Raw genomic sequence first — 22,195 nt, 5'->3', positions numbered from 1 at the left:
TCCCGGCCGGAATGGTTCAGGCAGGGATCCCGGGTCTGCGTTTCTCTTGCCGGGTGGACGCCCCCGTCGGAGCGCTGCCGGATGCTAGATCAGCGCCTGGTCGAGATCGCCGATCAGGTCCGCCACGTCCTCGAGCCCGATCGAGAGGCGCACGACCTCCGGTCCGGCGCCCGACGCGGTCTTCTGTGCGTCCGAGAGCTGGCGATGCGTCGTCGAGGCGGGGTGGATCACCAGCGAGCGCGTATCGCCGATATTGGCGAGATGCGAGAACAGCTGCAGGTTCGAGACCAGCTTGACACCCGCATCGTAGCCGCCCTTCAGGCCGATGGTGAAGACCGCGCCCGCTCCCTTCGGCGAGTAGCGCTTTGCGAGGTCGTGATACTTATCGCCGTCCAGGCCGGGATAGCTGACCCATTCCACCGCCGGATGCGTCGAGAGGTGCTTTGCGACGGCGAGCGCGCTCTCGCAGTGGCGCTGCATGCGCAGCGGCAGGGTCTCGATGCCCGTCAGGATCATGAAGGCATTGAAGGGCGAGAGCGCCGGGCCCATGTCGCGCAGGCCGAGCACGCGGGTCGCGATGGCGAAGGCGAAATTGCCGAAGGTCTCGCCAAGCACCATGCCATTATATTCCGGCCGCGGCTTGGACAGCATCGGGTAGCGCTCGTCGCCCACCCAGTTGAACGAGCCGCCATCGACGATCACGCCGCCGATCGAGTTGCCGTGCCCGCCCAGGAACTTGGTGGCGGAATGCACGATGATGTCGGCGCCGTGCTCGAACGGGCGGATCAGGTAGGGGCTCGCCATCGTGTTGTCGACGATGAGCGGAATGTTGTGCTTCTTGGCGATGGCCGCGACGCCGGCAATGTCGACGATCACCCCGCCCGGATTGGCGATCGACTCGATGAAGATCGCCTTGGTGCGCGGGGTCACCGCGGCGGCGAAGCTCTCAAGATCGTCGGAATCGGCCCAGATCACGTTCCAGCCGAAATTCTTGTAGGAATGGTTGAACTGGTTGATCGAACCGCCATAGAGCTTGCGCGCGGCGACGAACTCGTCGCCCGGCTGCAGCAGGGCGTGGAAGCAGAGGAACTCGGCGGCGTGGCCGGATGCGACGGCGAGCGCCGCGGTGCCGCCCTCGAGCGCGGCGACGCGCTCCTCGAGCACTGCGTTGGTCGGGTTGCCGATCCGCGTATAGATGTTGCCGAAAGCCTGCAGGCCGAACAGCGATGCGGCGTGGTCGACATCGTCGAAGACGAAGGATGTCGTCTGGTAGATCGGCGTGGCGCGCGCGCCGGTGGCTGCATCAGGTGCTGCACCGGCATGAATGGCGAGCGTATGGAAACCCGGTGAGCGGTCTGACATGGCGTGCTCCCTGCAAATTCTGATCGTGAAACGGTCTCGTTCGATTTAACGAACGCTCTGTGCGGCGTCAATTCGGCCGGACGGGCCTGAGAGCGGGGCCGATATGCTCCGGCCTGATCCCCAGGCCGATCAGCCGTGCCGGCAGGCGGCGCAGCAGCGGGAAGCGCTGCAGGAGGCGCAGCGGCAGCGGCGGCGCCACCGGTCCGCGGCTGGCGAGCAGCGGCGTGATCACCCGGTTCTGGATGGCGATCTGCATGGATTGGGTGAGTTTTGCCGGGAATTCACGGCGATGCTGCACGGCTGCGAGCGCGGTATCCGTCAGCCGCCTCTCGCGGAGCGGCGCTGCCAGCAGGTTGGTCGTTGCGACGGCATCCTGCACCGCCAGATTGATCCCAACACCGCCGATCGGGGACATCGCATGCGCAGCGTCGCCGATGCAGAGCAGGCCGGGCTTCCACCAGCGCGTCAGGCGATCGACCGCGACCGAGAGCAGCTTGATGTCGTCCCAGCTGCGCAGCTCCGCTATCCGGTCCTTGAGAAAGGGCGAGAGCGCGACGACACCGTCCCGGAAGGCCCGCATGCCCCGGACCTGCAAGGATTCCAGCGAACCCTTGGGGATGATGAAGGCGCATTGCCAGTAGTCGCCGCGATTGAGCATGATGAAGAACCGGCCGCCCGCGACCTGGCCGAAGGTCTGGTTGCGATCACTCTTGCTGCGCGACAGCCGGAACCAGAGCACGTCCATCGGCGCGCCGAGCACTTTCACCGGGAGGCCAGACGCCGCGCGCAGATCGGAGCTGCGCCCGTCGGCCGCAACCACGAGATCGGCCCTGATCGAGAGCGGGCCGTCGGGCGCCATGGCCGTGACACCCGCCACGCGCCCGTTCTGTTTGATCAGTCCCTCGGCCTTCGTCTGCATCCGCAGATGGAAGGAGGGCTGCTCGCGGCCCCGTTCCGCCAGGAAGTCGAGAAAATCCCATTGCGGCATGAAGGCGACATAGGGAGCCTTGACCGGCAAATGGCAGAAATCGGCGAGCGTGATCTCTTCGTCTCCGAAGCGGGCGACGATATGGTCTTCCTTGCTGTGCGGCAGCTTCAGGAAGGCCTCGAGCAATCCGAGTTCATGCATCAGCTCGAGCGTCGAAGGGTGGATCGTGTCGCCGCGGAAATCCCGCAGGAAATCGGCGTGCTTTTCCAGCACGGTGACCTCGATGCCGGCTCGCGCGAGCAGGAAACCGAGCATCATCCCGGCGGGGCCGCCCCCGGCGATGCAGCAAGTAGTCGTTTCCTCGCGCATCGCCGTTCTCCTGGGGATGGCCCGGTCAGGTCCCGGGCCGGTCGATCGACAATTTCTGGAAGCCCTTGCCGGCCAGTTGCGGCCTCTTGTTCGAGATGATGCGCGAGTTGATGCCCTGCCAGCCGATCTCGCCGGAGAGCCGGCCATACTCGATCTTCGGGCAGCGGTTCATGATCACGGTGAGGCCCTTGGCCTCGGCGCGGGCGGCGGCCGCGTCATTGCGGACGGACAACTGCATCCAGATCACTTTCGGCAGGGGGGAGAGCGCCAAAGCCTCGTCCGCGATCGGCCCGGCGGCTTCCGAATTGCGGAAGATCTCGACCATGTCGACGGGAACCGGAATCTCCTTCAACGAGCCGTAGACCGTCTTGCCGAGCAGCGTCTGACCGGCAAGGCCGGGATTGACGGGGATAACGTCATAGCCGCGATCAAGCAGATACTTGGTGACGATCCAGCTCGGCCGCGCCTCGTTGGCCGAGGCACCGACCAGGGCGACGGTTTTCACCTCGCGCAGGATGCGGCGGATTAGCGCATCTTCATAGGCCTCATGATTCAAGGTGCTGAATCCTCACGAGAAATACGCGGCGATCATGCCCCAGCATTTTGGCGCCGAGGGGCTGAACCACAGCTTTGCCACTCTTATCTGATTCAATGGAACACAGGGCGAACAACCCCGGTTGTTCCGTCATGAAAGGAGGGTCTACCATGTGCGACTATAGCCTGCACAATGTGATGTCCACTCCCGCCAAAGTGGGCGACGAACTGACGACCACCAGCTTCCCGAATTCGAGCACGCGCGGGTTCTGCACCTCGGCACAGCCGGAGGTTGCGGTCTGCGTGCTGCCCGGCACGGAGCTGGCGTTCGCGAGCGAGATCGAGTGCGATAGGGTGGTCGGCTTCCTGCCGCATCGCAAGATGGCAGCGACGATGGCCCGCTTCCGTCAGATCGATCTCGACAAGCCCTATGCGCATCACGATGCGCTCGAGCTGCCCGACGGGCAGGTCATTCTGCTGACGAACCTGTCTACGGGACAAAAGGCGACCGTTTTGCAGTTGCCAGCCGTGCCGCAGCCGGAAGAAGAGGCCAAGGAGCACCTGCAAACCGAGATGCCGGAGCACTTCCCCGCGATCCTGTGAACAGGCGCCTGATGGATAGCTGCACGCGGCGTGTCACGGTTGTCGCCGCGTGCGGCGCTGATTCCGGATCGATGGAGAGGGCCCGGCCGAGGCTCGCGAGCCGCTAGTTGCCGCTCCAGACCGGCTGGCGTTTCCCCATGAAGGCGCCGATCCCTTCCTCGGCGTCGCGGGCGAGCATGTTTTCGACCATGACCGCCGATGCGCGATCATAGGCTGCGGCGAGGCCCATCTCGCGCTGCTGGTAGAAGGCGCGCTTGCCGACCTTCACCGTGGCAGTCGATTTCGATGCGATCACGCCCGCCAGTCGCAAGGCCTCCGCAAGCGCTGCGCCTGCCGGAACGACCCGGTTGACCAGCCCCATCCGGGCGGCCTCCTCGGCCGGGACCATCTCGCCCAGCAGCAGCATCTCCAGCGCATGCTTCGCCGCGAGGTTGCGCGAGAGCGCCACCATCGGCGTCGAGCAGAACAGCCCGATATGGACCCCGGGCGTGCAGAACCGCGCCTGCGCGCCGGCGACGGCGAGATCGCAGGTCGCGACGAGCTGGCAGCCCGCAGCGGTCGCCGTGCCTTCCACCGCTGCAATGACGGGCTGGGGCAGGGCGGTGATTTGCTGCATCATGGCCGAGCAGCGGCCAAGGATATCGGTGAAATAGGCGCGGCCACGGTCTGGATCGGCGCGATGCGCGCTCATCTCCTTGAGGTCGTGACCGGCCGAGAAGACCGGGCCGGCTGCCGTCAGCACGACGGCGCGCACCGTATCGTCTGCCGCAATGGCCAGGAAAGCCTCGCTCAACGCGTCCAGCATCGCTTCGCCAAGCGGATTGCGCGCCTGCGGACGGTTCAGCGTCAGTGTCGCGATGCCGTCCTGGTCTGCGCGCAGCAGGACCGGGGCGGTGTCGGGCTCGATATGGGCATTCATGGCATGGCCTTTCGCATCCGCGGCTATTGTCGGAGCCCAACCGTCATGCTGCAAGGGGAGGAGTTTCCCGCTGGCATCCGGTTTCCCGCACATGACACCCCGCATGACGATCTCAGAGGTGGAGACCTATCTCGATCAGGTCTTCCCGCAACTCCATCATGGCGGGCGCACTTATTTCATCGAAGATGTCGGCCCGCTGACGGCGCGCATGCGCTGCGACTATCACGAGCGGCATTTGCGCCCGGGGGGCACGATTTCCGGTCCGACCATGATGGCGCTGGCTGATCTCGCCCTCTATGTCGCGATCCTCGGCCAGATCGGCCCGGTCGGCCTCGCTGTGACGACGAGCCTCAACTACAATTTCCTGCGCAAGCCGGGGCCGGTGGCGCTGATCGCGGAGGCCAGGCTGCTCAAGCTCGGCAAGCGGCTCGCCGTAGGAGAGGTCGCGCTGTTCTCGCAGGGCGACAGCGAGATGGTCTGCCATGCGACCGGCACCTACTCGATTCCGTCGGAGCGCTAGGATTCGAGCGCTGGTCCTGGCCGCAGAACCGTCTCCATGGGGGAATCGGAGGGCCGGGAGAAGCGCAGGGAAAGGGATAACCCTGCCGGACCTCGCGGGATCGCTGGAACGGAATGCGGTATCTAAATACCGTTTTTGCCATTGCACTGAAAACAATGCGATTTTTCGCCTTGGACCGTGATCGTGGTGCTTGACAGTACGGCAGCTTGCCCCTATCCACCGCCCCACACCGCCGCCGGCCTTCCGGCGGCTTGTCCTTTTTCAAGCAACCGAAGGGTGCCGCGATGAAGACCGTCTCGCTCAAGCCCGCCGACGTCGAGAAGAAGTGGGTTGTGATCGATGCCTCCGGGCTGGTCGTTGGTCGTCTCGCCTCCGTTGTGGCGATGCGTCTGCGCGGCAAGCACAAGGCCGCCTACACCCCGCATGTCGACTGTGGCGACAACATCATCGTCATCAACGCCGAGAAGGTGGTCCTGACGGGTCGCAAGCGCGACCAGAAGGTCTACTACCACCACACCGGCTTTCCGGGTGGTATCAAGGAGCGTTCCGCCAAGTTCCTGCTCGAAGGCCGCTTCCCTGAGCGCGTCGTCGAGAAGGCTGTCGAGCGCATGCTCCCGCGCGGCCCGCTGTTCCGCCAGATCCTGGGCAACCTGCGCGTCTACAAGGGCGCTGAGCACCCCCACGCCGCCCAGTCGCCGGAGGCGCTCGACGTCGCCGCGCTCAACAGCAAGAATGCGAGGCTCTGATCATGGCTGAGGTTCTTCAGTCTCTCGAGCAGCTCGGCCAGGTCGCCAAGACGGCTCAGCCCGACGCTCCCGTTCACGTCAAGAAGGTCGATGCGCAGGGCCGCGCCTATGCCACCGGCAAGCGCAAGAACGCCATCGCCCGCGTCTGGATCAAGCCGGGCTCCGGCAAGATCACGGTCAACACCCGCGACCAGGAAGTCTACTTCGCTCGTCCGGTGCTGCGCCTGATCCTGCAGCAGCCGCTGATGATCGTCGACCGCATGACCCAGTACGACGTCGTCGTCACGGTCAAGGGCGGCGGTCTCTCCGGCCAGGCCGGCGCTGTGCGCCACGGCATCTCCAAGGCCCTGACCTTCTACGAGCCGGAACTGCGCGGTCCGCTCAAGAAGGAAGGCTTCCTGACCCGCGACTCGCGCGTCGTCGAGCGTAAGAAGTTCGGTAAGGCCAAGGCCCGCCGCAGCTTCCAGTTCTCGAAGCGCTGATCCGGCTCACGCAGTCTGGCTATGCTTTCAGGGCGGCTCGCAAGAGCCGCCCTTTTCGTATTGGCTGCAGCTCCGTTCCTGCTGGAGTCGCCGCCGATGAGCGCTATCCGTCCCGTTCTTCTCGTCACCGGAGGCAGCCGCGGCATCGGCGCCGCCATCTCAGTCATGGCTGCCGGTCGTGGCTATGATGTCGCCGTCAATTACCAGCGCGACGCGGCCGCGGCAGCATCGGTCGTCGCGGCCTGCAAGGCCGCGGGCGCAAGCGCCGTTGCACTCCAGGGCGACATGTCCGGTGAGGCGGATATCCTGCGCGTCTTCGCCGAGGCGAAGGGGAAGCTCGGGCCCATCGCCCAGGTCGTCAACAATGCAGGCATCACCGGCAAGTCGGGCCCGCTAGCCGAGGCGGACGCAGAGGTCATTCGCAACTGCATCGACGTGAACGTCACCGGCGCGTTGCTGGTCGCGCGTGAAGCGGCACGGGCGCTGCTCGCTCAACCGGAGCGGAAGGGCAGGGCGATCGTCAACATCTCCTCGGCTGCGGCAACGCTTGGCTCGCCCGGCGAATATGTCTGGTACGCCGCCTCCAAGGGAGCGATCGATACGTTGACGGTTGGTCTGGCGAAGGAGCTTGCTCCAGCCGGCATCCGCGTCAATGCGGTTGCGCCCGGCATTACCGAGACCGAGATCCATGCCCTGTCGACGGGCGAAGCGGGCAGGGTCGAGCGCATCGCGCCGCTCGTTCCCCTGCAGCGGGCGGCGTCTCCGGACGAGATCGCCGAGGCCGTGCTGTTCCTGCTGTCCGAGGCTTCCGCCTATACGACAGGCGTGGTTCTGCGCGTGGCGGGCGGCCGCTGATAGCGCGGGCGCCCTGAACGACAGATTCGGCTGCGCCTGCCGCGCGGCGCGGCTGGATCAGGGCCGCGGCCATGCTAAACCGCAGGCTCACGTCTCCGGTTCCAGCCTTCGCCATGCGCATCCTGCTCGTTCTCATTGCTTTCGGAATGATAGCGGTTCCCGCGCTGCTCGCGCTTGCGCGGACGGGGGAGCCGACCGGGCGTCGGGTCGGGCGGGCGTTGATCATCTTCCTGACGCCGGCCTTCGCGCTCGGCCTGATCCATGGCGTGCCTGAACTCGATGGCCGCGCCCTGCAGAACCCCATCGCCTGGACCACGTTTCGGCTGGTCCTGACCGGCCTCGCCCTGATCCTGCCCTGGTGCCTCTATGTCTGGCTCACGGGCAGGCGCTGACTTCATTCACGGATTGCTGCCATGACCGAACCCGTCGACACCCCCTCCATCGACCACGCCTTCACCGGCGATCGGCGCGGCCCGGCGCAGGACCCGACCTATGCCGGCGCGCTCTCCTTCATGCGCCGCCGCTACAGCAAGGATGTCGCCGGCTGCGATCTGGTGATCTGGGGCGTGCCCTTCGATCTCGCGGTCTCCAACCGGCCGGGCACGCGCTTTGGACCGCAATCACTGCGCCGCGTCAGCGCGATCTTCGACGGCGATGCCCAGTATCCGTCCCGCATCGACCCGTTCGAGCATCTCTCGGCCGTGGATTACGGCGACTGCTCGCTGCCGCGCAGCGACCTGCTGGGCTGCGCCAAGGCGATCGAGCGCGAATCCGCCGCGATCATCGCCACCGGCGCCCATCTGGTGACGCTCGGCGGCGACCATTTCATCACCCTGCCGCTGCTGCGCGCCCATGTCGCCCGCCATGGCAAGCTGGCGATCGTCCAGTTCGATGCGCATCAGGACACCTGGGACGATGGCGTTGGTGCGGTGTCGCATGGCACGTTCATGCTGGAGGCGGTGCGCGAGGGGCTGATCGATGTCGATCGCTCGATCCAGGTCGGCATCCGCACAGTTGCGCCCCGGGATTGCGGCATCCAGGTGCTTGGCGCCTATGAAGCCCATGAGCTCGGCGTCGATGGCGTCGTCGAGCGCATCAAGCAGCGCGTCGGGCAGGGCCCCGCCTATCTCACCTTCGATATCGACGCGCTCGATCCGGCCTTCGCGCCGGGCACGGGCACGCCCGTTGCCGGCGGCTTTACGACGGCGCAGGCACTGCGCATGGTCTGGGCCATCCGCGATCTCGATTTCCGCGGCATGGACATCGTCGAGATCTCCCCGCCCTATGACCATGCCGACGCGACGGCGATCGCCGGTGCCGCCGTGGCCCAACACTACATCCAAGCGCTGGCGCTGAAGAAGAAGGCCGATTGAATCGCTGTGCGAGCGGGCTGAATCGACTTACGAGCCGCGCGCACCAAGCGATTCAATCCGTTGGCAAATCTGGCATGACGCAAGCCTCCGCCTCGTCGGGCGAGAGGCTTGCCGTGCCCCGCAGGGCAACGTCGCGTCACATGCCGATTGACAGGGGCGGCGCCCTCCCACATATCAGCGTCATGTTCATGTGCTCGATCCGACGTCGCACCAACCAGGCCGCCCCGGCGCGCCCGCGATGACGCTCGGCTGAACCCCGAATTGTCCGCGAACCGCGCCCGGAGCGCGGTTTTTTTATGCCTGATGCTGACCTATCAATGAGCGCGAGCGCGCTTTCGGAGGCCCTCATGAGCCAGAATCTGAAATCGATCTTCATCGACGGCGAAGCCGGCACCACCGGCCTTGGCATTCGCGACCGGCTGGCAGAGCTGCCGGAGGTCGTCGTGAAGAGCATCGATCCCGACAAGCGCAAGGATCCGGCCGCCCGCAAGGCGATGATGGCCGGGGTTGATCTCGTCGTGCTCTGCCTGCCTGACGAGGCAGCGAAGGAATCGGTGGCGCTCGCCGACGAACTCGGCGCGGACGCTCCCAAGATCGTCGATGCCGCGACTGCCCATCGCGTCGCGCCGGGCTGGGTCTACGGCTTTGCCGAACTCGCCCCCGGCCATGCCGCGGCAATCGCCAATGCCAACCGCGTCTCCAATCCCGGATGCTACCCCACCGGCGGCATCGCCCTGCTGCGGCCGCTGGTCGATGCGGGCCTGCTCGCGCAGGATCATCCGGTGACGGTCAATGCCGTCTCCGGCTATTCCGGCGGCGGCAAGAGCATGATCGAAGCCTATGAGGCGGGCGTCGCCCCGTCCTTCGAGCTCTACGGGATGGGGCTCAAGCACAAGCACCTGCCGGAGCTGCAGGAATACGCGCGCCTGACCCGGCGGCCGATCTTCGTGCCGTCCGTTGGCAATTTCCGCCAGGGCATGCTCGTCTCGGTACCGCTGCATCTCGACACGCTTCCGGGCAAGCCGAAGGTCGCCGACCTGCACGACGCGCTGGCGGCGCGCTATGCCGGCTCGACCTATGTGAAGGTGGTTCCGGCCGAGGCCGGCGGCAAGCTGGAAGCGGAGTCGCTCAACGACACCAACCAGCTCGAATTGCGGGTCTTCGGCAATGAGGAGCTGCGGCAGGCGGTGCTCGTCGCCAAGCTCGACAATCTCGGCAAGGGCGCCTCGGGCGCTGCGGTCCAGAATATCCGCCTGATGCTCGGGCTCGGCGAAGCTTAGATCATCGAGCCGGATATCGTCCGCAAAGGCGAAAGGCCCGGCCCCAAGCCGGGCCTTCTCCGTTGAGGCAAGGGGAGCAGCGCGGGCAATCCGCTGCGGTCATGACCTATGGTCAGCTGACGGGGTCGTGATGACCCTTTGCCTTGACGTCCCCCAAATGGGGGTAGCCGATATGGGGAGGGATGGCCTCTATCGGGGGATCGGTTGTGCGTAATGTCACGTCGCTGCGGCGACTGGTGGCTTTACGACACGAGACCCGAGACTAGTCCCCGCCGCTTTGGCTGCCTCCATGGCAGCTGTGAGCGACATTATTTGCGGTGTGGGCAACGCCGCCATGGTTGGGTCAAGCAGCCATGGCGGCGTCTTTTTATCTCAGCCCTTGTAGGGGACGAAGTTCTGCTTCTGCGTGCCGAGGCCGTCGATGCCGAGAGCCACGACCTCGCCGCCCTTCAGGAAGCGCGGCGGCTTGAAGCCGAGACCAACGCCGGGCGGAGTGCCGGTGGTGATGACATCACCCGGATCGAGCCGCATGAACTGGCTGATATAGTGCACGAGATAGGCGGCACCGAAGATCATCGTCTTGGTCGAGCCGTTCTGGACGCGCTCGCCATCGACCTCGAGCCACATGCCGAGATTCTGGATATCGGCGATCTCGTCGGGGGTCACCAGCCAGGGGCCGAGCGGGCCGAAGGTCGGGCAGCCCTTGCCCTTGGCCCATTGGCCGCCGCGCTCGGTCTGGAATTCGCGCTCCGAGACGTCGTTGCAGACGCAAAAGCCTGCGATCGCGGCCATGGCGTCCTTCTCGGCGATATAGGAGCCGCCATCGCCGATCACGATCGCAAGCTCGACTTCCCAGTCGGTCTTCTTCGAGTTCTTCGGGATGGTGACGTCGTCATAGGGGCCGACGATGCAGTTCGGCGCCTTGTTGAACAGGATCGGCTCGGCCGGGATCGGCGCGCCGGTCTCAGCTGCATGGTCGGCGAAGTTGAGGCCGACAGCGATGAAATTGCGCACATCGCCGACGCAGGCGCCAATGCGCGGCGTCCCCTGAACCTCGGGGAGCGTTTCGGCATCGAGCGCATTCAGTGCCGCAAGCGAGGCCGAGGTCAGCGCCTTGCCGGCGATGTCCGGAACCTTGCCTGACAGGTCGCGCAGCACGCCCTTGGAGTCCAGCAGCGCGGGCTTCTCTTGGCCGAAAGCGCCATAACGTACCAGTTTCACGTCGTTTCCCCCGTTTCAATCGATATGATCAAAGGTGCGCGATCCTGTGCGGACGGGGCGCCGGAGGCAAGCGGTTCCTGCGCATGACGCGACTGCACAGGGGGGCCCCGAAACTTGTTGCGGGAATGCAACGGCCGTCGCCAAAGCAAAGGCTTCTGCAACCATTAGACGTAGGCTCGTAGAACTGCCACCTTCGCAAAACTTGTGATAGTTCGCATATAAACGATCTTTTTCACGCGCCGACTTGATCGGCACTGCAGGAATCGGCGGATTTTTAGCCGATTCTGCCTGCTGCGGTGCAAGCACATGGAGAAGCATGGCGAAATTGTGCCGTTCAGGGCGGGATTGCGGCAGAAACGCGAGCGCGGCATGTTCGTCGGCGAAGCGGGTGATTTGCCCGAAAGAACGTCAATCCTAGGGATGGGTACTCGATGAAGAGCATGGTTCGCTACACCGCCGCTGCTACCGTTTCAGTCGCTGCTCTTCTGGTTTCCGGCGTCGCTTCGGCAAGTTCGTTTTCGCTGCGCAGTGGAACGAGTGCCGAGGGCCTCGGCATGGCATTTGCCGGCGCGGCCTCCGGCGGCATCGGCATGGGAGCAATGACCTTCAACCCGGCCACGATCACCATGTTTCCAGGCCGCAACAGCAATTGGAACTTCAGCTACATCGCCCCGAGCGCCAGCTACGATCCGACCTCGCCAACACGGGTGCGGCTGCCTAACGGCGCGATCGTCCCGATCGGCGCCGCTGGAGGAAGCAACCTCGGCACCGGCGAGATCGGCGGCGATGGCGGTTTCGTGCCGGCTTCGTATTCAGCCTGGCAGCTGACCGATCGCCTCTGGATCGGCATGCACACCGGCGTGCCCTTCGGATTGCGCTCGAAACCCGAAAACCAATTCAATGCGTCTCAGATCTACGGCCGCTCGGCGCGCGTCGCGACGATCAACGTTACGCCGACCGTCGGCTACCAAGTGAATGACTGGCTCGCCGTGGGCGCAGCGCTCCAGGTGCAGTATTTCAAGACCAATCTGAAGCAGGCAGCTGGCATCACGGCTACGGCGGCCAACACCATCCTCGAAGGCGACTCGATCGATTTCGGTTACAAGCTCGGCGTGACGCTGACCCCGTGGCAGGGAACCAATATCGGCCTGGCCTACCGCTCGATGATCCATCATTCGCTGGAGGGCACGTTCAAGACCCCGGCCGCGGTCCCGCCGATCCTCGCTGCGGGTTCGAACCCGATCAAGGCGAACCTGAATCTGCCCGATTCGGTCGTATTCGGCCTCTCCCAGGTCATCAACGACCAGTGGCAAGCTCACCTTGGTGTCGAATGGACGAACTGGAGCCGTTTCCGTCGCATTCCCGTGGTCGCCAGCAATTTTGGCGTTCCTTTCACCAGCCTGAACTTCCAGTATGACGACAGCTGGTACTTCGCGGCGGGTCTCGAATACAAATACAACCGCGATCTGACCCTTCGCGCGGGTGTCGGTTACGAGCTTTCGGCCGTGAACGACGAGAACCGCACGGTCTTCATCTCGGATAATGACCGCCTCTGGTTATCGACAGGCTTCAGCTATCAGGTCTCGGATAGGATCAAGTTCGACCTGGGCTATACCTACCTCCACGTCCAGAATGCGAGCGTGAACTATTCCGGAGCGCATCCGCAGCAGGGCGCGGTTCTCTACACGGCCGAGGCCAAGCCGCATGTTCATGTCGTTTCCGCCGGCATCACCTATCGTTGGGACAATCCGCAGGAGACGATCCCGATGCGCCCGGTGGTGCGGAAGAACTGATCGACGTACCCAATTCTGCGAAAAGCCGGCCCTTGGGCCGGCTTTTTTGTGATCCGGAAGGTCATCCGGCTCCGAAGGGGCTCAAACCCTGATCTTGACGTAGCTTCCAGGCGCGTCCTCGAGCGGCGCCAGTGCGCCGTCGCCCGGCTCGCGCGCCGGCAGTGTCTTCGGCGCCTGCGAAGTCAGCCAGCCGAGCCAATGCGGCCACCAGGAACCGGGGTGTTCGACGGCGCCCTTGGCCCAATCGGCGAACACGCCCTCGGGTTTGCCCCCGGTCCAGTACTGGTACTTCACCTTGCCAGGCGGGTTGATCACCCCCGCGATATGGCCGGAGCCCGCCATGACATAGTCGACCGGCCCGCCGAAACATTGCGAGCCGATGAAGACGGACTGGGCCGGAGCAATGTGGTCTTCCTTGGCGGCGAGGTTGTAGACGGGAATCTTCACCGCCTTCAGATCGAGCGTCTTCCCGCCGATCGTCATCTCACCCTTGGAGAGCCGGTTCTCCAGATAGCAGCCGCGCAGATAGAAGGAATGGTTGGCGGCCGGCATGCGCGTCGAATCGGAGTTCCAGTAGAGCAGGTCGAACGCGGTCGGGAGCTTGCCCTTCAGGTAGTTGTTGACGGCATAGGACCAGATCAGGTCGTTCGGCCGCAGCATGTTGAAGGCTCCGGCCATGCGCGCGCCGTCGAGATAGCCGCGCTGGGCCATCTGCTCCTCGACGGCGCGGATCTGATCCTCATCGACGAAGACCGAGAGTTCGCCGGCCTTCGAGAAATCGACCTGCGTCGTGAAGAAGGTCGCGCTCTCGATGCGTTTGTCCCTGGTCGCAGCCATATAGGCGAGGGTGACGCCAAGCAGCGTGCCGCCGACGCAATAGCCGATGGCGGTCACGCGCTTTTCGCCGGTCGCCTGCTCGACCGCGTCAAGGGCCTCGAAGATGCCCTCGCGCATATAGCTCTCGAAATCCTTGGCGGCGTGGCGCTCGTCGGGGTTGACCCAGGAGATGCAGAAGACCGTCAGTCCCTGCGCCACGCACCAGCGGATAAAGCTCTTCTCGGCATTGAGATCGAGAATGTAGAACTTGTTGATCCAGGGCGGCACGATCAGCAGAGGGCGCTTGAAGACCTGCTCGGTCGACGGTGCGTACTGGATCAGCTCCATGATCTCGTTGCGATAGATGACCTTGCCGGGCGTCGTGGCGATATTGACGCCGACCTCAAAGGCACGCCCGTCCGACTGGCGGATCTTGAGTTCGCCGCCTCCGGCTTCGACATCCTCGGCCAGCATCTTCATCCCGCGCACGAGATTCTCGCCGTTCTGCTTGAGCGTCTCGCGCAGGAGTTCGGGATTCGTTGCGACGAAATTCGAGGGCGAAAGCGCGCTGGCGATCTGCTTGACGTAGAAGCGCGCCTTCTCACGGGTATGCGGGTCAAGGTCCTCGGCGCGATCCACCATCGACTCGGCCCAGCGCGAGCCGATCAGATAGGCCTGCTTGACGAAATCGAACATCGGGTGGGCCGACCAGTCCGGATCGGCAAAGCGCGCATCGCGCTTGTCGGGCTCGGCGACCGGAGCTGCTTCCTCGCCGCTGGCCCGCTTCAGGGTCGAAGCCCACAAACTCATGAAGTCGCTGGTCAGCGAAGCTTGTGCCTCGATGATCTTGCGCGGGTCCGTGACCCAGCGTTCTGCGACGCGGCCAATAGTCTTGACCATTTCGCTGACCTCGTCGGCGGCGCCGGTCTTCGCCTCGCCGCGCTCGATCGGCTTCAGATAGGCAGCGGTCACCTTCCCGGCCTCTTCCATGAAGCGCCCCATGTTCTGGGCGAGCAGGTCGAAATCCGGCACAGGCGCTTCGTCCGAGCCAGCGGGACCCTTCGGCTTGTCGTCGGCTGGCGGGCACATGAATCGTCTCCCCTTGCCACGTCTTTTGCGGAAGCCCTTGCTTCCTATTTTGGTCCCATTAAGGACGTAAACGATATGGTGTAAAAAGATAATTCTGCAACGCGCCGGACCTGCTCATGTCACTCAACAATCCTACGACAAGGTTCCTGGCGCTGCTGCTGCTCTGCGCCCCATTTCTTGCCGGCTGTGCGGGGGATGGCGTGAAGGGTGTCGCCGAGGCTGCGGGACTAGCGACCACGCCGCAGGAATCGAAGCCCTTCGTCAAGGAGAGCCGCTCGACGGAGCGGGATTACATCTCGGTCGGCACGTCTGCGACGCGCGCTGCACCGCGCAAGCCCGTGGCGGATTTCAAGACGCTCGAAACCAACCTCGAAGCCAAGCGCCTCTCGAATGAGGCTGCCGGCGAACAAGCCAAGTCCCTCGGCGCGACCGCGCCGCCAGCGCCGGCCGTGGTTCCGACCAACTAATCGGCGATTCGATTAGCCGCCTATTCTATTGGGCGGAAGTCGACTCGGCTGGCTCGTCCCGTCTGGCTCCTGCAATCTGCCGGGCAGGGCAGCCTTCACCAATCGGTTAGGTTAATTCGAGTTAGTCGGAATCGCGCCATATCCCGGACGGGCCGGCTCGCTAGGGCAGGGGCGTTGCCGTTCCGGAGACCGTGCCCCATGGCGCAAGCGGACCATCGTTCATTCTCCTTCGCCGCAGCCATGCTGATCGCGGGCGCACTGCTGCCCAATTCTGCGCAGGCTCAGACTGTCCCCGTGAAGCCGTATCTCGATTGTACGCTCATTCTCGAGGCGGCATCGGGAAAGACGCTCCACCGCGAAGGAACCTGCGACGAGCGCTTCAGCCCCGCATCGACCTTCAAGGTGCCGCTTGCTGCGATCGGTTACGACGCGGGCATTCTCGAAGACCAGCACAAGCCCCTCTGGGACTATCAACCGCGATTCAACGCGGTGGCGCGGGATCGCAAGCCGGTCGACCCGACGATCTGGGAGGCGGATTCGGTCATCTGGTACTCGCGCGAAATGACCGCCCGGCTCGGGCCCAGGAGCTTCGCAGCCCATGTCGCGAAGCTCGGCTATGGCAACGGCGATGTCTCGGGTGATCGCGGGCAATGGCCTGACCCATTCCTGGATCTCGTCGTCGCTGACCATCTCGCCAGAGGAGCAGACGGGCTTCCTGAGGCGCCTCCTGTCCGGCTCGCTGCCGGTTTCCGGCAAGGCCCATGAGATGACCAGGGCGATCCTTCCCAGCTTCAGCGCCGGAGACTGGGCGGTGAAAGGCAAGACCGGCAGCATCTGGCTTCGGAACGCTGCAGGCGAAATCGATCGGAAGCGGCCTCTCGGCTGGTTCGTCGGCTGGGCCGACAACAAGGACAGGCGCGTCGTCTTCGCGCGCCTGCTGATCGGCGCGGAACGCACGGATGGCATACCCGGCCGGAAGCTCCGCGACGCCTTTCTGAAGGAACTGCCGGTTCTGATGAAGGCCAAATGAGCGGCACGAAGGCTGCGGCCGGAAGGGGCATGCCGCTAGGAAGGCCCGAGGCGCCCCTGCCACGCTGGCGTCTTTCGTCGAAAATTGCGCCTTACGGCCTGTCCTGACCGAAGATGCGATGCTAAGGGCAGTCAACGCACAATTGTGACGAGCCGGTTCTCGCGGCGCGTCCAGGGACATGTTCGAAATGACCGATTTTCATCGCATCAAACGCCTGCCGCCCTATGTTTTCGAACAGGTCAACAAGATCAAGGCGGCCGAACGAGCCAAGGGCGTCGATATCATCGACCTCGGCATGGGCAATCCCGATCTGCCGGCGCCGAAGCATGTCATCGAGAAGCTGGTCGAAACCGCCGGCAAGCCGCGCACGGACCGTTACTCCGCTTCCAAGGGCATTGCCGGCCTGCGCCGCGCCCAGGCGCATTATTACGCGCGCCGTTTTGGCGTGAAGCTGAACCCCGACACCCAGGTGGTCGCGACACTGGGCTCGAAGGAAGGCTTCGCCAATATGGCGCAGGCGATCACCGGCCCCGGCGACGTCGTGCTCGTGCCGAATCCGAGCTATCCGATTCATGCCTTCGGCTTCCTGATGGCAGGCGGTGTCATCCGCTCCGTTCCCGCAGAGCCGACTCCGGCCTTCTTCCCCGCCTTGGAGCGGGCGATGATCCACTCGGTGCCGAAGCCGATCGCACTCGTGACCTGCTATCCGGCGAACCCGACCGCCTATACCGCCTCGCTCGATTTCTACCGCGACCTCGTCGCCTTCGCGAAGAAGCACGAGCTGATTCTGCTGTCCGATCTCGCCTATGCCGAGGTCTATTTCGACGAGAACGACCCGCCGCCCTCGATGTTGCAGGTGCCGGGCGCCATGGACGTCACGGTCGAGTTCACGTCGATGTCGAAGACCTTCTCGATGGCCGGCTGGCGCATGGGCTTTGCCGTCGGCAACGAGCGCCTGCTCGCGGCGCTGGCGCGGGTCAAGTCCTATCTCGACTACGGCGCTTATACGCCGATCCAGGTTGCCGCAGCCGCCGCCCTAAATGGCCCGGACGATTGCATCCGCGAAATGCGCGAGATCTATCGCAAGCGGCGCGACGCGCTTGTCGAAAGCTTCGGCAAGGCCGGCTGGGACTTCCCCGCACCGCAGGCCTCGATGTTCGCCTGGGTGGCGATCCCGGAGAAGTTCCGCCATCTCGGATCGCTCGAGTTCTCGAAGCTGCTGATCGAGAAGGCGGAGGTCGCCGTCGCGCCCGGCATTGGCTTTGGCGAACATGGCGACGATTTCGTCCGCATCGCCATCGTCGAGAACGAGCAGCGCATCCGGCAGGCGGCCCGGAATATCGGCCGCTTCCTCAAGGGCGCGGATCAAACGCTTCACAACGTCATCCAGATATCCAAAGCTGGGTAAGCTGAGCTAAGACGAGTGCGCGATGGCCGGCGCAGACGCGCCGCCATCGGTCTTGCAGTTGAGGGCAGGGGCTCGGCATGTTCAGCAAAGGCCGTTTGATCGGCATCGGTTTTGGCCTGTTCGCGCTGGTCTGCCTCGTCGTCACCTATGATTACTCGCGCGGACGCAACACGCAGACGAACTCGCAGCTGGTGTCCGATATTCTCACCGCGACTCGCTCCAACGAATGCGGCCGGGACGCGACGGAGATTGCCGCGCGCTATTTCCCCCTGGGGCTGGAACAGGCCGAAGCCGAACAGCGCCTGGGCACGATCAGCATTGTGCCGCCTGCCGCCTGGTTCTGGCGCCCCGTAGTCGAGAACGCGACGACCTGGACCGGACCGACGCTGGAAGCGCTGCACACCATCAAGACCACGGCCTTCGGCAATCAGCTGCTGCGGCTGCATCTGACCTTTGCCGATGGCAAGCTGAAACGGCTCGCAGCCGAGGTCGTCTGCCGGTTCGACTGACCAGCGACCCAAGCCCGCACCAGCCTCCAGCCGTTTGATATCCGTTTCGCAGTCACGCGCTCCAGCGTACGGTTCTTCAGCCTGGATACGCGCTGAATGACCGGCTGCGGCTCGATCCAGCCCCAGATCGAACGTCCTGTCTTACAGGAGCGCGCCATGGCATCGACCGACAAGCTCGAAGGGCGAATCAGCGCACATGTTGTGTCCGCCGTGAGGCCTTGATCGCTTCCCGTTCCTGAGCTGAGAAACTGCGCGCGTCGCGCCAGGCTTCGTACCGAACCGCGCATCCGCTCCGTTGACTCGCCCGTTGTCGCGTGCGACCCCGACGACATGACGACGCTCGCTTCCTCACCCGGTCCTGCTCCCTTGCGCGTTGGTGTCGCCGGCCTTGGCACGGTCGGCGCTTCGGTGCTGCGCATCCTCAACCGCCAGGAAAACGCCATTGCGGCCCGCTGCGGCCGCGCCGTGCGTGTGACGGCCGTTTCGGCCCGCGACCGAACCCGTGATCGCGGCATCGATCTCACCGGCTACACCTGGTTCGACGATCCGGTCGAGCTGGCGCGCTCGTCGCAGATCGATTGCTTCGTCGAACTCGTCGGCGGTTCGGACGGCGTCGCCAAGGCTGCGGTCGAGGCCGCTCTGTCCTCCGGCAAATCGGTGGTGACGGCGAACAAGGCGCTGCTTGCGCATCACGGCGTCGCGCTTGCCGCGCTGGCTGAAGAGAAGGGCGTGGCGCTTGCGTTCGAAGCCTCCTCCGCCGGCGGTATTCCGGTGGTCAAGACGCTGCGCGAGGCGCTCTCCGGGAACAGTGTTTCGCGGCTCTATGGCATCCTCAACGGCACCTGCAATTACATCCTCTCGCGCATGGAGCTGGAGGGGCTGACCTTCGAGGCCTGCCTCAAGGATGCCCAGCGTCTCGGTTATGCCGAGGCCGACCCGACCTTCGATGTCGAGGGTTACGACACAGCCCATAAGCTCGCCATTCTGACCAGCCTCGCATTCGGGGTGAAGATCGACGCCGAAGCGATTCATGTCGAAGGCATTTCCTCGATCGCGCCGCTCGATCTGAAGATGGCCGACGAGCTCGGCTACCGCATCAAGCTGCTCGGTGTCGCCGAGCGCACTCGCACCGGAATCGAACAGCGCGTGCACCCGACGATGGTGCCGAAATCCTCCGCCATCGCGCAGGTCATGGGCGTTACCAATGCGGTGACGATCGATGCCGACGCGGTCCGTGAACTGACCCTGGTCGGTCCCGGTGCCGGTGGCGATCCCACGGCGTCTGCCGTCGTCGCCGATATCACCGATGTCGCGAGCGGCACCTCGGGCTTGCCCTTCGGCCTTCCGGTCTCGCGGCTCGAGCAGCCGGCGCGCACGCCGATGCAGCGTCATGAGGGCGGCTATTACATCCGCCTCGCGGTTGCGGATCGGCCGGGTGCCGCCGCGGCCATCGCCACCCGCATGGCGCAGGCCGATATCTCGCTCGAGAGCATCGTCCAGCATCGTTCGGAGGCCGCCGCCACCCGGGACCCGACGGGGCGTTCCGGAGCGCCGGTGCCGGTCGTACTCATCACCTACGCCACCAGCGAGTCGGCGATCCGCGACGCGCTCGAAAAGGTCACCGCCGACGGTCACATTGCTGAACCGCCGCAGGTGATAAGGATTGAACGGGAATAGGCCTTCGGCGCCTGCGTGTCCGACCTGCCGATTGCCGACTGCTGAATAGTTCGAGGGAGCCTCATGTCCGAACTCACCATCGCCTCATCCCATATCATCGAGCGCTATCTGTCGATGGAACTGGTCCGCGTCACCGAGCGTGCAGCGGTCTCCGCAGCGCGCCTGCGCGGCCATGGCAATGAGAAGGCAGCCGACCAGGCAGCGGTCGATGCCATGCGCCGCGAGCTCAACCGCCTGCCCATCGATGGCGAGATCGTCATCGGCGAGGGCGAGCGCGACGAAGCCCCGATGCTCTTCATCGGCGAGAAGGTCGGCAACCGGCACGGGCCCAAGGTCCACATCGCCGTCGATCCGCTCGAAGGCACGACGCTTTGCGCCAAGGACATGCCCGGCGCCATCGCCGTCATGGCCATGGCTGAAGCCGGCAAGCTGCTGTATGCGCCCGACGTCTACATGGACAAGATCGCGATCGGCCCCGGCTATGCGCAGGGCGTCATCGATCTCGACGCGTCGCCGACCGACAACATCCATGCGCTCGCCAAGGCCAAGGGCGTGAAGCCGCATGAGATCAGCGCACTGGTCATGGACCGTCCGCGCCATGCCAAGCTGATCGAGGAGATCCGCAAGACCGGTGCGTCTATCCGCCTGATCACCGATGGCGACGTCGCCGGCGTGATCTTCTGCACCGAGCCTGCCAAGACCGGCATCGACATCTATATGGGCATTGGCGGCGCGCCCGAGGGCGTGCTGGCGGCGGCTGCGCTGCGCTGCGTCGGCGGCCAGATGCAGGGCCGCCTGATCCTCGACACCGAGGAGAAGCGCAAGCGCGCCCATGGCATGGGCGTCCTCGATCCGAACAAGAAATATGACATGTCGGAAATGGCTTCGGGCGACGTCATCGTGTCTGCCACCGGCGTCACCGACGGCGGCATGCTGTCAGGCGTGAAGTTCGGCAAGGACGTGATCGAGACCGAGACCATCGTCTACCGCTCGATCACCGGCACCGTCCGCCGCATCTATGGCGAGCACCGCGAATTCGGCAAGTTCAAGCTCGATTGAGACGGCGAGGCCGAGCGCCCCGCCAGGACAGGATTTCGAACGACGGCCGGGCATGTCCCGGCCGTTGCTGTTCGGGGAGCAGCCTAGCCGCGCCCCGGGAGCAGGCTCATCCTTGCAGGAACGGCGGCTGGACCATCGGGCCAGATATCGTATCCGGCCCGATGATCCAGCATTCTGTGGCTGCATCGGCTTTCCCGAAAACCGCAATCCACTTTTCAGGCCAATGCCTTAGGACGCGATCTCGAGGAAGCGCTGCAGCGTCGGCGAGGTGTTGGCGGCGCGCCAGACCAGGCCGGTTTCGATCTCCGGAGCGGAATCCTGCAGAGGCAGGTAATGCGCCCCGCGCCGGCGCAGGTTGGTCATGGATTGCGGCACCAGCGCGATTCCCATGCCGGCGGCGACGAGCCCGATGATCGTCTGCATCTGGATCGCCTCCTGATGGACGGCAAGGGGCGCGCCATGCTCGGCGAAGTAGCCCGACACGATGTCGTGGAATGCAGGCGCGATATGGCGCGGAAACAGGATGAGCGGCGCGGCCATGATCGCCTCGACGCGCAAGGTCTCGGCCGTGAAACCCGGGCGGCGGGCCGCGATCCAGGCCTCGGGAACAGCGGCGACCAAGGGCTCGCGCAGGAGCGGGCGATAATTGAGCGTGGCCTGCAGGGCCTTGCGGTCGGGGGCGATGATCATGCCGACGTCGATCTCGTCGGTCAGCACCGCCTCGATCTGGATGTCGCTGGTTGCCTCGCGCAGCGAGACCGCGACATGAGGAAAACTCTGCCGGAACCGGCTGACCATCCCGGGAAGCACGCTGTAATCGGCCGTGCTGACGAAAGCGAGGCGCAGGCTGCCAAGTTCGCCGCGCGAGAGGCGGCGGGCCGTTTCCGGCAACCCCGCGGCCTTGTCGAGAACGGCACGTGCGTGAGCAAGCCATTCCTGGCCGACGGGCGTCAGGGCGACGCTGCGCTTCGTCCGCAAGAAGAGTTGCACGCCCAATTCACTCTCCAGGGCCTGGATCGACTGGCTCAGGGGCGGTTGCGTCATGCCCAGGCGCTCGGCAGCCCGGCCGAAATGCAGCTCTTCTGCGACGGAGAGGAAATGGCGGAGCTGACGGAGGTCCATGGGATCCTCTAATATGCCCTGCGACCTAATGGC

The 22,195-nt window shown here is 64.7% G+C and carries 21 protein-coding genes and 1 pseudogene; 15 read left to right on the top strand and 7 right to left on the bottom strand.

The window, feature by feature from the left end; all coding sequences use genetic code 11:
- Nucleotides 1–84: 84 nt before the first annotated feature.
- The 3 genes from AB4118_RS17555 to AB4118_RS17545 form a co-directional block, all read right to left on the bottom strand.
- On the bottom strand, nt 85–1,362 hold the full coding sequence (locus tag AB4118_RS17555; protein WP_441490939.1) for an O-acetylhomoserine aminocarboxypropyltransferase: 1,278 nt from the start codon (nt 1,360–1,362) through the stop codon (nt 85–87).
- A gap of 67 nt (nt 1,363–1,429) precedes the next feature.
- A complete protein-coding gene (locus AB4118_RS17550; RefSeq protein WP_441490938.1) occupies nt 1,430–2,659 on the bottom strand; it encodes an FAD-dependent oxidoreductase in 1,230 nt (409 codons plus the stop codon).
- Nucleotides 2,660–2,684: 25 nt separating this feature from the next.
- Complete coding sequence (locus tag AB4118_RS17545) at nt 2,685–3,215, bottom strand: CoA-binding protein (protein WP_441490937.1); 531 nt, start codon at nt 3,213–3,215, stop codon at nt 2,685–2,687.
- A 149-nt stretch (nt 3,216–3,364) separates the two neighbouring features.
- Here AB4118_RS17545 and AB4118_RS17540 point away from each other — a divergent pair, with 149 nt between their 5' ends.
- Entirely contained in the window at nt 3,365–3,796 is a 432-nt protein-coding gene (locus AB4118_RS17540) for a hypothetical protein (protein WP_441490936.1), read from the top strand.
- A gap of 103 nt (nt 3,797–3,899) precedes the next feature.
- On the opposite strand, the gene AB4118_RS17535 is transcribed toward AB4118_RS17540, so the two are convergent.
- Nucleotides 3,900–4,715 carry an enoyl-CoA hydratase gene (locus AB4118_RS17535; RefSeq protein ID WP_441490935.1) on the bottom strand — a complete coding sequence of 272 codons (816 nt, stop codon included), beginning with the start codon at nt 4,713–4,715 and terminating at the stop codon, nt 3,900–3,902.
- Between the two features lie 103 nt (nt 4,716–4,818).
- Here AB4118_RS17535 and AB4118_RS17530 point away from each other — a divergent pair, with 103 nt between their 5' ends.
- From AB4118_RS17530 to argC, 7 genes are all read left to right on the top strand, one after another.
- A complete protein-coding gene (locus tag AB4118_RS17530; protein ID WP_441490934.1) occupies nt 4,819–5,235 on the top strand; it encodes a PaaI family thioesterase in 417 nt (138 codons plus the stop codon).
- Nucleotides 5,236–5,519: 284 nt separating this feature from the next.
- On the top strand, nt 5,520–5,981 hold the full coding sequence (rplM, locus tag AB4118_RS17525; protein ID WP_113516586.1) for a 50S ribosomal protein L13: 462 nt from the start codon (nt 5,520–5,522) through the stop codon (nt 5,979–5,981).
- Between the two features lie 2 nt (nt 5,982–5,983).
- Nucleotides 5,984–6,463, top strand: a complete 480-nt coding sequence (gene rpsI / locus AB4118_RS17520) for a 30S ribosomal protein S9 (protein ID WP_043232079.1) — start codon at nt 5,984–5,986, stop codon at nt 6,461–6,463.
- Nucleotides 6,464–6,559: 96 nt separating this feature from the next.
- Nucleotides 6,560–7,318 carry an SDR family oxidoreductase gene (locus tag AB4118_RS17515; protein WP_441490933.1) on the top strand — a complete coding sequence of 253 codons (759 nt, stop codon included), beginning with the start codon at nt 6,560–6,562 and terminating at the stop codon, nt 7,316–7,318.
- Between the two features lie 71 nt (nt 7,319–7,389).
- Nucleotides 7,390–7,710: a hypothetical protein gene (locus AB4118_RS17510; RefSeq protein WP_441490932.1), complete on the top strand. Its 321-nt coding sequence runs from the start codon at nt 7,390–7,392 to the stop codon at nt 7,708–7,710.
- Nucleotides 7,711–7,731: 21 nt separating this feature from the next.
- Nucleotides 7,732–8,691: an agmatinase gene (gene speB, locus AB4118_RS17505; RefSeq protein WP_441490931.1), complete on the top strand. Its 960-nt coding sequence runs from the start codon at nt 7,732–7,734 to the stop codon at nt 8,689–8,691.
- 347 nt (nt 8,692–9,038) lie between these two features.
- The gene (argC, locus tag AB4118_RS17500) at nt 9,039–9,971 is read left to right on the top strand and encodes an N-acetyl-gamma-glutamyl-phosphate reductase (protein ID WP_441490930.1); all 933 of its coding nucleotides are present in this window, start codon (nt 9,039–9,041) and stop codon (nt 9,969–9,971) included.
- 372 nt (nt 9,972–10,343) lie between these two features.
- Here argC and AB4118_RS17495 read toward each other — a convergent pair whose 3' ends face one another.
- A complete protein-coding gene (locus AB4118_RS17495) occupies nt 10,344–11,192 on the bottom strand; it encodes a fumarylacetoacetate hydrolase family protein (RefSeq protein ID WP_441490929.1) in 849 nt (282 codons plus the stop codon).
- A 431-nt stretch (nt 11,193–11,623) separates the two neighbouring features.
- Here AB4118_RS17495 and AB4118_RS17490 point away from each other — a divergent pair, with 431 nt between their 5' ends.
- Complete coding sequence (locus AB4118_RS17490; RefSeq protein ID WP_441490928.1) at nt 11,624–12,985, top strand: OmpP1/FadL family transporter; 1,362 nt, start codon at nt 11,624–11,626, stop codon at nt 12,983–12,985.
- An 81-nt stretch (nt 12,986–13,066) separates the two neighbouring features.
- On the opposite strand, the gene phaC is transcribed toward AB4118_RS17490, so the two are convergent.
- Nucleotides 13,067–14,890 carry a class I poly(R)-hydroxyalkanoic acid synthase gene (phaC, locus tag AB4118_RS17485; RefSeq protein ID WP_441490927.1) on the bottom strand — a complete coding sequence of 608 codons (1,824 nt, stop codon included), beginning with the start codon at nt 14,888–14,890 and terminating at the stop codon, nt 13,067–13,069.
- 116 nt (nt 14,891–15,006) lie between these two features.
- Between phaC and AB4118_RS17480 the strand changes: the two genes are divergently transcribed.
- From AB4118_RS17480 to glpX, 6 genes and pseudogenes are all read left to right on the top strand, one after another.
- A complete protein-coding gene (locus AB4118_RS17480) occupies nt 15,007–15,357 on the top strand; it encodes a hypothetical protein (protein WP_441490926.1) in 351 nt (116 codons plus the stop codon).
- A 198-nt stretch (nt 15,358–15,555) separates the two neighbouring features.
- Nucleotides 15,556–16,387, top strand: a pseudogene (blaOXA, locus tag AB4118_RS17475) (class D beta-lactamase).
- A 187-nt stretch (nt 16,388–16,574) separates the two neighbouring features.
- On the top strand, nt 16,575–17,795 hold the full coding sequence (locus tag AB4118_RS17470) for an LL-diaminopimelate aminotransferase (protein ID WP_441490925.1): 1,221 nt from the start codon (nt 16,575–16,577) through the stop codon (nt 17,793–17,795).
- Nucleotides 17,796–17,872: 77 nt separating this feature from the next.
- On the top strand, nt 17,873–18,304 hold the full coding sequence (locus AB4118_RS17465; RefSeq protein WP_441490924.1) for a hypothetical protein: 432 nt from the start codon (nt 17,873–17,875) through the stop codon (nt 18,302–18,304).
- Between the two features lie 330 nt (nt 18,305–18,634).
- The gene (locus AB4118_RS17460; protein ID WP_441490923.1) at nt 18,635–19,981 is read left to right on the top strand and encodes a homoserine dehydrogenase; all 1,347 of its coding nucleotides are present in this window, start codon (nt 18,635–18,637) and stop codon (nt 19,979–19,981) included.
- Nucleotides 19,982–20,044: 63 nt separating this feature from the next.
- On the top strand, nt 20,045–21,040 hold the full coding sequence (gene glpX, locus AB4118_RS17455) for a class II fructose-bisphosphatase (protein WP_069881040.1): 996 nt from the start codon (nt 20,045–20,047) through the stop codon (nt 21,038–21,040).
- A gap of 228 nt (nt 21,041–21,268) precedes the next feature.
- On the opposite strand, the gene AB4118_RS17450 is transcribed toward glpX, so the two are convergent.
- Complete coding sequence (locus AB4118_RS17450; protein WP_441490922.1) at nt 21,269–22,162, bottom strand: LysR family transcriptional regulator; 894 nt, start codon at nt 22,160–22,162, stop codon at nt 21,269–21,271.
- Nucleotides 22,163–22,195 lie beyond the last annotated feature (33 nt).

Source organism: Allobosea sp. 2RAB26 (assembly GCF_052115465.1).
GTDB lineage: Bacteria > Pseudomonadota > Alphaproteobacteria > Rhizobiales > Beijerinckiaceae > Allobosea.
The sequence above is the reverse complement of the archived record's forward strand: the minus strand, read 5'-3'. Positions and strand labels throughout refer to the sequence as shown.

Bases quoted from the DNA above. Each gene is read 5' to 3' on its own strand.
- AB4118_RS17480 (WP_441490926.1), top strand. From the start codon at position 15,007: ATGTCACTCAACAATCCTACGACAAGGTTCCTGGCGCTGCTGCTGCTC.
- glpX (WP_069881040.1), top strand. From the start codon at position 20,045: ATGTCCGAACTCACCATCGCCTCATCCCATATCATCGAGCGCTATCTG.
- speB (WP_441490931.1), top strand. From the start codon at position 7,732: ATGACCGAACCCGTCGACACCCCCTCCATCGACCACGCCTTCACCGGC.
- AB4118_RS17460 (WP_441490923.1), top strand. From the start codon at position 18,635: ATGACGACGCTCGCTTCCTCACCCGGTCCTGCTCCCTTGCGCGTTGGT.
- AB4118_RS17515 (WP_441490933.1), top strand. From the start codon at position 6,560: ATGAGCGCTATCCGTCCCGTTCTTCTCGTCACCGGAGGCAGCCGCGGC.
- rpsI (WP_043232079.1), top strand. From the start codon at position 5,984: ATGGCTGAGGTTCTTCAGTCTCTCGAGCAGCTCGGCCAGGTCGCCAAG.
- AB4118_RS17535 (WP_441490935.1), bottom strand. From the start codon at position 4,715: ATGAATGCCCATATCGAGCCCGACACCGCCCCGGTCCTGCTGCGCGCA.
- AB4118_RS17550 (WP_441490938.1), bottom strand. From the start codon at position 2,659: ATGCGCGAGGAAACGACTACTTGCTGCATCGCCGGGGGCGGCCCCGCC.
- rplM (WP_113516586.1), top strand. From the start codon at position 5,520: ATGAAGACCGTCTCGCTCAAGCCCGCCGACGTCGAGAAGAAGTGGGTT.
- AB4118_RS17510 (WP_441490932.1), top strand. From the start codon at position 7,390: ATGCTAAACCGCAGGCTCACGTCTCCGGTTCCAGCCTTCGCCATGCGC.
- argC (WP_441490930.1), top strand. From the start codon at position 9,039: ATGAGCCAGAATCTGAAATCGATCTTCATCGACGGCGAAGCCGGCACC.
- AB4118_RS17465 (WP_441490924.1), top strand. From the start codon at position 17,873: ATGTTCAGCAAAGGCCGTTTGATCGGCATCGGTTTTGGCCTGTTCGCG.
- AB4118_RS17450 (WP_441490922.1), bottom strand. From the start codon at position 22,162: ATGGACCTCCGTCAGCTCCGCCATTTCCTCTCCGTCGCAGAAGAGCTG.
- AB4118_RS17470 (WP_441490925.1), top strand. From the start codon at position 16,575: ATGACCGATTTTCATCGCATCAAACGCCTGCCGCCCTATGTTTTCGAA.
- phaC (WP_441490927.1), bottom strand. From the start codon at position 14,890: ATGTGCCCGCCAGCCGACGACAAGCCGAAGGGTCCCGCTGGCTCGGAC.
- AB4118_RS17530 (WP_441490934.1), top strand. From the start codon at position 4,819: ATGACGATCTCAGAGGTGGAGACCTATCTCGATCAGGTCTTCCCGCAA.
- AB4118_RS17555 (WP_441490939.1), bottom strand. From the start codon at position 1,362: ATGTCAGACCGCTCACCGGGTTTCCATACGCTCGCCATTCATGCCGGT.
- AB4118_RS17490 (WP_441490928.1), top strand. From the start codon at position 11,624: ATGAAGAGCATGGTTCGCTACACCGCCGCTGCTACCGTTTCAGTCGCT.
- AB4118_RS17540 (WP_441490936.1), top strand. From the start codon at position 3,365: ATGTGCGACTATAGCCTGCACAATGTGATGTCCACTCCCGCCAAAGTG.